Consider the following 10,663-nt stretch of genomic DNA (forward strand, 5'->3'; position numbering starts at 1 on the left):
CACAAAACAGGAATGTTCGTCACATCCTGCCACCTCCTGTGGAACTCACTGAAAACCAGCACGCTTTCCCGCCTGGGAAAACACCACCGGTTCGGCCGACCCGTCGAGATGCACCTCTCCCACCACCTCCGCCCCGTCCTCGAAGCGCACTTCGCCGGTGATCGTGAGGGAATCGCACTTCGCCAGGGAAGGCACGCCGAGCGAATCAAGCGCGTCCACGAACTTGTAGCGGTCGTCCAGCCTGACCACCGGAGGCACCCCGCCCCGCTCGGGGACCAGGGCCACGCGGCCATCCTCACCGATGCGGTAGGCGTCCGATCGCAGTGCAAACAGGTCGGCGCTCGTCTTCACCGGCGCGAAGCGGGAACGCGGAACGTCGATGGCCGTCGCCCCATCGAAGCACTCGATCGCCGCTCCCATCGCCGTCTCGAGTTGAAACACGGGCGTCGATGACTTGTCGCGCGGATCCACCGTCTTGCGGTTCCGGATCATCGGCAGCGGCAGCAGGCCTCCGTTGGCCCCGAGCGTCTCCTTGAGCCGGTCGAGCCGGATCCAGATCGAGTTGGTGTTGAAATACCGGTGGCGATCGATGTTCTGGAACGCCTCCAAATCCTCATCCGGACACTGGGCAACTTCCCGCAGCAAGAGCTGGCCGTCCGACTTTCGGCGCGCCAGATGCCCGCCCTTCCGGTCGGCCTGCGTCCGCCGCGTGACCTCCATCATGAAGGGCGCGTCGGACTCCGCGAACCACGACAACAGTTCGGGCGCAAGCACCGCGCCGAGGTTGTCGGAATTCGAAACAAAGGCGTAGCGGATTCCCTCGTCCAGCAACCGGTCCAGCCAGCCGCTGCCGACCAGCGCCGGGTAAAGGTCGCCGTGACCCGGCGGGCACCATTCCAGATCGGGATTGGCAGGCCATGCCACGGGCGCAAGCGACCCGGCGTCGATCTTCGGCACCTGGTTCTGCATCAGCTCGACGTCGTCCGCCGCCCGCAGGCCCTCGGGCGCATGCCCGGCGAGATGCCCCAGCGTGTCCTCACTGGTCGCGAAGCTGTTCATCAGCAGCAGCCGCACCGGCGCACCGGTCCGCTCGCGCAGCGAAGCAACCTGCCGGACGATCAGGTCGAGGAAGGTCACCCCCGGCCGGACTTCGAGCAGGCTCTTCACCTTCTCCAATCCCATGCTGGTGCCGAGGCCGCCGTTGAGCTTGATCAAGACCGTCTGCGCCAGCAGCGCGGGATCGAAATCGTCGACCGGATCGGGATATGCCGGAAGATCGGCCGTGGGCTCGATCGCCTCCTCCGGGATCAGCCCGGTCTCGTCGCGACAGAGTGACTCGTAATTGCGGCGGAAAGTCTCGATGGCCGGGCGGGCCACCCCCGCCTCGGACATTTTGGCCTCGAATTTGGAAAAGTCGGCTTGCTTCATGCTCGGAGTATTCGCCCCCACGGCTTAGGTGGTGGCTGGCAAAGGTCACGCGAAATCCGCGGAGTCCGAGACCCGTCAAATACTTTTTTTCGCGATTGGCATATTTTCTGCTGTCGAATCAGATCGAATCGGGTAAAGAGTCCGAGCGAACCTGCGCGTTTCGCCGTCCGCTCATGCCCGAGCCCTCGCTCCATCAATCGCTCTCGCAGCAGCAGTCGCTGGCGCCCCAGATGCGGCGCAGCCTGGAAATTCTGCAGGCGAATTCGATGGAGCTCACCCACATGGTGCAGCAGGCCCTGGAAACCAATCCGGTACTTGAGGACGTGACGGAGTCGCTCTCGCTCGACGAGATGGAGCCCTCCGCGGAGGAGGCGGACTCCCTCGATGATCTCGATCGCACCGAGGACGACTGGCGCGAACTCGAAATCATGGAGCGGCGCAACCAGACCTGGACGCCGGACGACGAGGAGCGGCGCGAGCATTTCTATCAGTCCATCATCGCCCCCGAGACCCTCCAGCAGCACCTCGCCGCCCAACTCGAACTCTCGCTGCTCGAACCCTCCGTCCGGGAGGCCGCCCAGGCCCTCCTCGGCAACCTCGACTCCCGCGGTTTCTACGACCTCCCCCCTTCCGAGTTGGGGATCCGGCTCGGACTGAACAAGAAGGACGTCGAGGAAGCCGTCGCCCTGATCCGCACCTTCGACCCTGTCGGCGTCGGCGCGCTCGACCTCAAGGACTCCCTGCTCATCCAGCTCGAACGCCGGGACCGCAAGAACTCGCTCGAATACCGCATCATCAGCGACTACCTCGACGACCTCGCCCGCAAGCGCTACCCGCGCATCGCCCGCGCACTCGGAACCAGCGTCGACCGCATCTCGGAGGCCGCCGAGGCCATCGGCAAGCTGACCCCGAATCCGGGCGGCGAGTACGACCCGAGCGGCAACCCGCACATCCGGCCCGATGTAATCATTGAGAACACCGATGATGGCCTGCGCGCCCGCCTCACCAACGAGTACCTGCCGAAGCTCAGGATCAGCGACTTCTACAAGGACCTGCTCGGCCGCACCGGCTCCGATGCCAAGGCTCGCCAGTTCCTGCGTGAAAACCTGCGCGAGGGGCGGACGCTGATCCATTCGCTCTCGCTGCGCCAGAGCACCATCCTCGGCATCGCCGAAAAGCTCATCGAGCATCAGCGCGACTTCTTCGAGAAGGGCCCCCGGCACCTGCGCCCGCTGACCATGAACGACATCGCCGACGAACTCCAGCTGCACGCCACCACCGTGTCGCGGGCCGTCGCCGGAAAGTATGCGCTTACGCCCCACGGCTTGATGGAGATGCGGGCATTCTTTGCGGCGGGCTACGAAACCGCCGACGGATCGAAGGTTTCCAACGCAGGGGTTCGGGAGGCGATGCAGGAACTCATTTCCAAGGAAAACCCCGCCAAGCCGCTCTCCGACGACGCCATCGCCAAGGCCCTCAAGGCCCAGGGGATCCCGGTCGCCCGCCGCACCGTGGCGAAATATCGCGACCAACTCGGCGTCCTTCCCTCCCACCTCCGGCGCAGCTTTTCCTGACTTCGCTTTTGATCCCCGGCGAAATCCCTCTACGGGTGGGGCACGCGCATGAGCACTGACCTGATCAAACAAGCCCTCAGCCGGGTCTCCTACCCCGGCTTCTCCCGCGACATCGTCTCCTTCGGCCTCGTCAAGGACATCAGGACCGGGGACGGCGAGACCGTTGTCAGCATCCAGGTCTCCACCAAGGACCCCGAGGTTCCGGAGCGAATCTTCAAGGACTGCCACGCGGCCCTCGCCGAACTGCCCGACCTCGGCACCGTCCGGGTCGAAATCGACGTCCAGAATCCGCCCGACTCCACCGGCGCGCCCTCGACGGTCGAGGGCCAGAGTTCCATTCCCGGCGTGAAGCAGATCATCGCCGTCGCCTCCGGCAAGGGCGGCGTCGGCAAGTCCACGGTCGCCTCCAACCTCGCCATCGCGCTGGCCGCCACAGGCTCCAGGGTCGGCCTTTGCGACTGCGACCTCTACGGCCCGTCGATCGCCATGATGTTCGGCAGCCACGAACGGCCGATGGCCAACGAGCACGAAGAGATCATTCCGATCGAGGCCCACGGACTGAAACTGATGTCGATGGGCTTCCTGCTCGAGGAGCGCTCACCGGTGATCGTCCGCGGACCGATGGCCACCCGCTACACGCAGCAGTTCCTGCGGCAGGTCGCCTGGGGCGAACTCGACTACCTCATCCTCGACCTGCCGCCGGGCACCGGCGACATCCAACTCACGATCGCCCAGACCGTGTCGGTCGATGGCGCGGTGATCGTCACCACCCCCCAGGAGGTCGCCCTCATCGATGCCCGCAAGGCGGTCTCGATGTTCGCCAAGGTCAACGTCCCGATTCTGGGACTCATCGAGAACATGGCGTGGTTTGAATGCGATCATGGCACGCGATATGCCATCTTCGGCGATGGAGGCGGAGTGCGTGAGGCCGAAAAGATGAACGTCCCCATGCTCGCCCGCATCCCGATCGAACCGCCCGTCCGCGAGGGCGGCGACGAAGGCCGACCCATCGCCCTCACCCCCCCCGACCAAAGCGCCGCCTCCGCCGCCTTCCACGCCGCCGCCCAAGCGATCAAGGACCGCCGATGATGAAATCGGCACGCCCAATCAACCGACCCCCGCAACACCGAGGATAGACGACCCCTCAGTACGATCCTCCATCCGCCATCCTCCCATCCATCATGCCCCGCAAGACCAAGCTCATCGTCACCCTCGGCCCCGCCACCGAGAAGGAAGAGACCATCGGCGAGCTGCTCGATGCCGGTGCCAACATCTTCCGGCTCAACATGAGCCACGCGAAGCACGAGTGGGCACGGCAGATGACCCGGCTCATCCGCCGCCAGTCGGAGCAACGCAACCTCCACGCCGCCGTCCTCTTCGACCTCACCGGCCCCTCGATCCGTACCGGCGACCTCGACGAGCCCTACGAACTCAACATCGGCGACCTGGTCGAATTCCGGAAGGCCGGCACCGATCCGTCCATCCCGCTTTCCACGACCGTCAACTACCCGGGGATGATGGACGACGTCGTGGAAGGCCGGACACTGGTGGTCGACAACGGCACCCTGCTGATGGAAATCCGCACCAAGAAGGACGACCGCATCCTGTGCGAGGTCCGCAATGCCGGAAAGCTCGGTTCGCGCCGCCACATCAACCTCCCCGGCACCCGCCTCAACCTCCCGGCCATGACCGACAAGGACCGCAAGGACCTGGCACTGGCCGTCGAATGCGACGCCGACTTCGTCGCCGGCTCCTTCGTCCGCGACGCCGCCCACGTCCACGAACTCCGCTCCGCCACCGACGCCCTCGAGGGCACCGCCCAGATCATCGCCAAGATCGAGGACCAGGAGGCGGTGAAGCACATCGACTCGATCATTCACGCCGCCGACGGCATCATGATCGCCCGCGGCGACCTCGGCATCGAGGTCGACTTCGAGGACCTGCCGATCCTCCAGCGCCGCATCATCAAGCGCTGCCACGAGCTCAGCACCCGGGTCATCGTCGCCACGCAGTTGCTCGAGTCGATGGTGCAGAACCCGACCCCCACCCGTGCCGAGGTCACCGACTGCTCGAATGCGGTTTACGAGGAATGCGATGCGCTGATGCTTTCCGGCGAAACCAGCATCGGCAAGCACCCGCTGCGCTGCGTCGATGCCCTGGTCAAGATCACCCGCCGGATCGAACGCTCCGGCGGGCTCGGCTACGGCCAGAAGGCCCCGCTCCTCGACGAACGCCAGAAGGTCGCCCGCGCGGCCATCACCCTGGCTGACTCGTTGCCGGATTCGCTGCTCATCGTGCTCACCCGCCGCGGCGTCCTCGCCAACAAGGTCGCCATGCTGCGCCCGCGGACCCGCGGCTTCTACGCCTTCACCCCGAAGGAAACCGTCTGCCGGCAACTGTCGCTCAACCGGGGCGTCAAGGCCTTCCGCCTGCCCTTCGCCGCGGGCATGGACGAGACCATCGAGCGTGCCACGGCCTTCCTCCTCGAGCACAACCACGTGCGCCCCGGCGGACCGATGATCATCGTCTCGGACCTCCTCTCCGATCACATCGCCGCCAACTCCATCCTGCTCCACCACGCGTAGGAGTGGCGCTTTTCAAGCGCCATTACGGGGCGTGGCGATCTCCTGATCGCGGGGCTCGGTGTGGGAGTTCGGGGAGATGAAATCCTGGAATTCGCGGATGACTTGATCGAAGTCGGCTCGGGACCTCTTCGAAGACACGACCGTGTCTCCGCGGCTTGAAAGCCGCCCCGCCCCGCTATGGCGCTTCCCCCTTCGCCACCCACCCCGCCGAGGCTTCGGGGGACAGGTGGAAAGCGCCACTCCCCGCCGTCAGCCCGCTCCAGACCCACAGCGTCGGATCCAGCTCTTCCCGTGCCGCACGAATCAGCGCGGCCGCCTCTTCCGGCTCCCGAAGCACGGCAAACATCGTCGACCCCGATCCGCTCATCAGCGCGCCGGCCACCTCGCTCCGTTCCCGCAGCCATTCCTTCATTTCGGCGAGGAAATAGTGCTTCGCGAAGACCGGTCGCTCGAGGTCGTTGACCAGCTCGCCCCAATCGAAGGTCTGGGCCTCAAAACCGACGCCGGCGACCGGCCGCGCCCCCTTCCACGCCCGGTAGGCGTCGGGCGTCGCCACGCCGAAACCCGGCTTCAGCAACACCACCGGCAGCGGCGGCAGCGGCGGGCCCGCCTCGATCCGCTCGCCCCGACCGCCGACACGCCCCACCGGCGGACCGAGAAAAAACGGAATGTCCGAGCCGATCGACGCCGCCATTTCACGCAGGCGCTCCCTCTCCAGCCCGCTGCCGAAAAACTCGTTCAGCCCCCGCAGCATCGCCGCCGCGTCGCTGCTGCCGCCTCCGAGACCCGCGCCGTGGGGGACCACCTTCTCCAGGCGCACCCGAAGCGGATCCTCGGTTCCCGTCGCCTCGCGGAACAACCGCAGCGCCTTCAGCACCAGATTCGAGCCGTCGGTCGGCACTCCCGGCACATCGCACTCGAACCGATCGACCTCCGCCGCCTCGATCTCGATCCGGTCACACAGCCCCGGCAGGCTTACCATCACCGAGTCGATGTCATGGAATCCATCGTCCCGCCGCCGCAGCACGCGCAGCGAGAGATTCAACTTGGCCGGCGCCTCGACGATCACGACCGGATCATGCGGCTCCCTCCCGCATGATCAACGCCAACATGCGTCCCGTGCGCCCCTTCTCCATCCGGTAGCTGTACCACCGGTCGAGATCCGCGGCCGTGTCGACGCCCGAATCCCGGAAATCGCCGAGTCCCAGGTCCTCCGCCTGGCCCGCGATCCGGGCGGCGATGTCCACCTCGTAATGCGGCGGCCGGATGCACGGACCCAGCACCGCCACGACATCCCGCGCCCGGGTGCCAAAAGCCTCCGACATCGTTCTCACCCCGGCCTCGAGAATGTTGCCCTCGGTCCCCTTCTTTCCCGAATGCAGCAACCCGACCGCACCCGTCCGTCGATCCGCCAGCCAGATCGGCCCGCAATCGGCGACGTAGATCCCCAGCACCTCGCCCGGCTGATCCGTCACCAACCCGTCCACCCCCTCCAAAGGCTCACTCGACGCCTTCTCACCCGCCTCACCGGCAGACGACCCCACCACGGCCACCGCCGCCCCGTGGACCTGCTCCGCCCGCCACCAGCAATCCGTTCCGAACATTTCACGGACCCGCGCCTCATGGTGCGGCCGCAGGCGCTCCAGCACCTCATCGCGCTCGCCATCCACCGGAACCCCCGGCACCCGCTCAATGAAGTCCGCACGCACGCCGGGAAGCTCCCGCAGCGGCGCCAAAAAATCCTCATCCCTCGTCACCCCGACACTCCGCCACAACCCACCACCCCGGGTCACGCCCCGAATCCCCCATCAAGAATTCAAAATCTGAAATCTGAAATCGCACGATCTGAAATAAAAAAGGGCCCCTGTCACGGCACTAACGTGACAGGGGCGCTTGGGAATTCGCCAATTTGGGGGGAGTGTATTGTCCCTTAGCAGTAGCGGTTCACGCCATCTCGCGGCCCTGGAGGGCGCGCTTGGTGTGTTCGACCGATTCGACCTGGTCTTCGTCCATCTCGGACAGCAGACTGGACAAGTCCGTCGCGATTTCCGTGCGCATCTTCGAGACGAGCTCGACTCCTTTCTGGGTGATGCGAACCATAATCTTGCGGCGGTCTTCGGCGGCGTGGACGCGCTCCACATAGCCCAGCTTTTCCAGACGATCGACGAGGCCCGTGGCCGCGGCGGTCGAGTGACCCATCTTTTTCGCGATATCCGACATCGTCAGATACTCCTCGCTCGAAAGGTAGGCCAGTAGGAAGAATTGGGGGAATGATACGTTTCCTTTGTTGAGTTTCGTGGACAGGTTCAGGATGCAGCTGCGCTGCGTGAACAGGACGAAGTCAGCAAGTCGATCCGCATCGGCGTGCAGCGTTGAGCCTTTGGGGCTCGAGGTGCTCAGTTTCATGGCTGGTTGTAGTAGTGTTCATGTTTTGGGACATGTAAGGGAGCACAGCCTTTGCGGGGAAGAAGCTAGCAACCCACCCTGACCTTTAGCAAGACCGAATTGTAAAAAAACTCAGGGATTTCCGGTTTTCCTTTTATTCTTGGGGGCTGGAAGGCGGAACTTTTTGAGTATTTCCTGCTTCCGGACCCTCTTCCTCCCGCTTCGGGCGGGCAAAAACCGCGTCTCCGACCTCGATGTCGCCGGCCTTGATGTCCGCCGCACTGTAGCGGCCCGAACGCTCGCCGGTCACCATCAGGCTCCCCACCCGGTCCCCTTCCCCCTGCGTCGTGAGCAGCAGACCGACGCCCAGTTTCAGGTCGTTGAAGCCCTGGACGAGCACGAAGCCGTGGTCGGCATGCACCGCCGCGACCCTGCCGACCAACTGCGGACCGCTCGGCTCCTCGACCTCCTCCTCCTCCTCGGAGAACCAGCCGCAGGAAGACAGAAGGAGACACAGCAGGAAGCTCGGGAATCGGTGCATCGCGAGGGAAAGCGACACCGATCCGGCCCGCGGTGCAAGCGTCCGCCCACGAATGGATCGTTCAGGCAGAATCTTGCACTCCCCAAGCCCCGGCGGGGCGTCTGCACGTTTCCCCGGGGAACGGGACCTCAAAAGGATTTCAAACCCCGGCGGGGCGCAGGCGATGCCGGTAGTCAGCGACCGGCCCGATTCACGAAGCACATGGACGGTCCGATCGCGGAGGTTGGCGTTGACGACATCAACCGGTTCCTGCGGTCGCAGAAGACCCTCGGGCCGGTGTCGAAGAATGCCTATCGGCGCTGCCTCGTAACGATGTTCCGTTTTGCCCAGCGCCAGGGCTACCTCCATCCCGACCGGAAGACCGCCGCCGAACGGACAGAGACCTTTCGGGAGCCGGAAACCGAAGTCTCCATCTTCACACCGAAAGAAATGGAGAAGATCCTGCTCGCCGCCCACGCCCGGATTCTTCCCCTGCTGGCGATCGGTGCTTTTGCCGGCATCCGCACCGCCGAGATCCGCCGGCTGGACTGGAAGGACATCAAGTGGGAGCGCGGTCACATCGAAATCGCCGGACGGAAGGCGAAGACTGCGGCGCGGCGGCTGGTTCCGCTGAGCGACAACCTCCGGGGATGGCTCGCCCCGTGGCGCCACGAGACCGGCCCGATCGTCCCGATCACCGACTCGTCGGGCGCCATGAGCGACGTGGCCGCCAAGGCGAGGATCCCGGGCGGTTGGCGTCAGAATGCCCTCAGACATTCGTTCATCAGCTATCGGGTGGCCCTGACCGGAGACGTCGCCCGGACCGCCCTGGAGGCCGGCGACTCGCCGAAGATGATCTTCCGACACTACCGCGAGATCGTGGACGAGGAAGCGGCCAAGATGTGGTTCGCAATCACGCCACCCGACGACTGGGTGCCGAAGCAGCTCCCCTGGCCGATGCGGGAGCGGATCCGGCGGCCGCGCGAGATTTTTTCTGTAAATTGTGAAGAGGCACGAAGTTCTGGAGGCGGTTTGGAACGGTTGTTGGTTTTGGAGTTTGGTTCAGTTGTCGGTTGTCAGGGAGAGGTAGGCGCGGCCTGTTTCCCATTCCTCGGAGGTCTCCATGAGGATGGCGGTGACGAGGCGCAGGACCGAGGCCTCGTTGGGGAAGAGTCCGGCGACCCGGGTGCGGCGCTTGATCTGGAGGTTGAGGTTCTCGCTCATGTTCGAGGTGCGCAGGCGGCGGCGATGGGGCTCCGGAGCTTGGAAGACGGTGAGACCTTCGGGAATGTTGGTTTCCATCCAGTCGGCGAGCTTCGAGGCGGTCTTGCGATGTTTTTCAACCAGTTCGGCGAGGCGTTCCTCGGCCCTGGCCCGATCCGGGCAGTTGAAGATCGAGCGGATGTCGGCGGCGACCTGCTTGCGCATGGCGACATTGGGCACGTAGGCCTGGGCGTTCTGCTGGAGGTGGAACTGGCAGCGCTGCCAGGGGGTGGCGTTGAGGGTGGCGCGCAGGGCGGCCTTCAGGCCCTCGTGGGCGTCGGAGGTGACGAGATCCGGGATGCCGATGCCGCGGGCCTTGAGCGAGGCGAGGAACTTTCGCCAGTGCGGCTCGGCTTCGGAGATGGCCGCCGAGACGCCTAGGACCATGCGTTTGCCGGTCTCGCGGCAGACGCCGATGGCGGTGAGCACGGCGCAGTCGCGCACCGCGCCGTCGAGGCGGACCTTGATGTAGGTGGCGTCGAGGATGAGGTAGAGGATGGCCGGCAGCGGGCGGTTGCGCCATTTCTCGAATTCGGCGTCGAGTTCGGCTGTCAGGCGCGAGACCTGGGTGGAGGTGACCTCCAGTCCGCAGAGCTTCTTCATGACCTCGGTGACCCGGCGGGTGGAGACGCCTTGGAGATACATTTCGGCGATGGCGGCCTTGAGCGCGCGGTCGATGCGTGAGCCGGTTTCGAGCAGCGAGGTTCGGAACGGCTCCTCGCAGTCGCGGACCTGCGGGATGCGCAAATCCAGAGCCCCGAGGGAGGTTTGCAAGCCCCTCGGTTTGAAGCCGTTGGCGTAGCCTGTGCGGGATCCGGTGCGCTCGTGGGAGCCGGCCTGAATGTGGGCGGCACGTTCGAGGAGCATGGCGGCGTTGAGAAGCATTTCGGCGATGCGGGGCAGCCCGT

10 protein-coding genes and 1 pseudogene are annotated in these 10,663 nt (G+C 65.2%); 4 read left to right on the forward strand and 7 right to left on the reverse strand.

Annotated features, from left to right (window positions below):
* Positions 1 to 45: 45 nt before the first annotated feature.
* Positions 46 to 1,428, reverse strand: coding sequence for a UTP--glucose-1-phosphate uridylyltransferase (locus ACG2LG_RS16455; RefSeq protein ID WP_396260785.1), 1,383 nt, complete (start codon positions 1,426 to 1,428; stop codon positions 46 to 48).
* A 173-nt stretch (positions 1,429 to 1,601) separates the two neighbouring features.
* Here ACG2LG_RS16455 and rpoN point away from each other — a divergent pair, with 173 nt between their 5' ends.
* The 3 genes from rpoN to pyk all read left to right on the forward strand — a co-directional run bounded on the left by rpoN (position 1,602) and on the right by pyk (position 5,587).
* Positions 1,602 to 3,002, forward strand: coding sequence for an RNA polymerase factor sigma-54 (gene rpoN / locus ACG2LG_RS16460; protein ID WP_396260786.1), 1,401 nt, complete (start codon positions 1,602 to 1,604; stop codon positions 3,000 to 3,002).
* A gap of 48 nt (positions 3,003 to 3,050) precedes the next feature.
* Positions 3,051 to 4,091 (forward strand): P-loop NTPase, encoded by a 1,041-nt coding sequence (locus ACG2LG_RS16465; RefSeq protein ID WP_396260788.1) that lies wholly within the window; start codon positions 3,051 to 3,053, stop codon positions 4,089 to 4,091.
* 92 nt (positions 4,092 to 4,183) lie between these two features.
* Positions 4,184 to 5,587, forward strand: a complete 1,404-nt coding sequence (gene pyk / locus ACG2LG_RS16470; RefSeq protein ID WP_396260790.1) for a pyruvate kinase — start codon at positions 4,184 to 4,186, stop codon at positions 5,585 to 5,587.
* 175 nt (positions 5,588 to 5,762) lie between these two features.
* Here the strand turns inward: pyk and ispE are convergent, their stop codons facing one another.
* The 4 genes from ispE to ACG2LG_RS16490 all read right to left on the reverse strand — a co-directional run bounded on the left by ispE (position 5,763) and on the right by ACG2LG_RS16490 (position 8,513).
* Positions 5,763 to 6,656, reverse strand: coding sequence for a 4-(cytidine 5'-diphospho)-2-C-methyl-D-erythritol kinase (ispE, locus tag ACG2LG_RS16475; RefSeq protein WP_396260792.1), 894 nt, complete (start codon positions 6,654 to 6,656; stop codon positions 5,763 to 5,765).
* Positions 6,657 to 6,663: 7 nt separating this feature from the next.
* Entirely contained in the window at positions 6,664 to 7,296 is a 633-nt protein-coding gene (locus tag ACG2LG_RS16480) for a polyphenol oxidase family protein (RefSeq protein ID WP_396260794.1), read from the reverse strand.
* 235 nt (positions 7,297 to 7,531) lie between these two features.
* The gene (locus ACG2LG_RS16485) at positions 7,532 to 7,993 is read right to left on the reverse strand and encodes a MarR family winged helix-turn-helix transcriptional regulator (protein WP_396260796.1); all 462 of its coding nucleotides are present in this window, start codon (positions 7,991 to 7,993) and stop codon (positions 7,532 to 7,534) included.
* Positions 7,994 to 8,126: 133 nt separating this feature from the next.
* The gene (locus ACG2LG_RS16490; protein WP_396260797.1) at positions 8,127 to 8,513 is read right to left on the reverse strand and encodes a hypothetical protein; all 387 of its coding nucleotides are present in this window, start codon (positions 8,511 to 8,513) and stop codon (positions 8,127 to 8,129) included.
* Between the two features lie 429 nt (positions 8,514 to 8,942).
* On the opposite strand from ACG2LG_RS16490, the pseudogene ACG2LG_RS16495 reads away from it, so the two are divergent.
* Positions 8,943 to 9,107 (forward strand): annotated as a pseudogene (locus tag ACG2LG_RS16495) (hypothetical protein); the annotation flags it as partial.
* Here ACG2LG_RS16495 and ACG2LG_RS16500 read toward each other — a convergent pair.
* Both ACG2LG_RS16500 and ACG2LG_RS16505 read right to left on the reverse strand, forming a co-directional pair.
* Entirely contained in the window at positions 9,068 to 9,226 is a 159-nt protein-coding gene (locus ACG2LG_RS16500; RefSeq protein ID WP_396260799.1) for a hypothetical protein, read from the reverse strand. The pseudogene ACG2LG_RS16495 and the gene ACG2LG_RS16500 overlap by 40 nt on opposite strands.
* Before the next feature lie 328 nt (positions 9,227 to 9,554).
* Positions 9,555 to 10,663, reverse strand: a 1,109-nt coding sequence (locus ACG2LG_RS16505) for an IS256 family transposase (protein ID WP_396260800.1), incomplete at its 5' end; no start/stop codon positions are given.

This window comes from Haloferula sp. A504, assembly GCF_044385805.1.
In the GTDB taxonomy this organism is placed as follows: Bacteria; Verrucomicrobiota; Verrucomicrobiia; order Verrucomicrobiales; family Akkermansiaceae; genus Haloferula.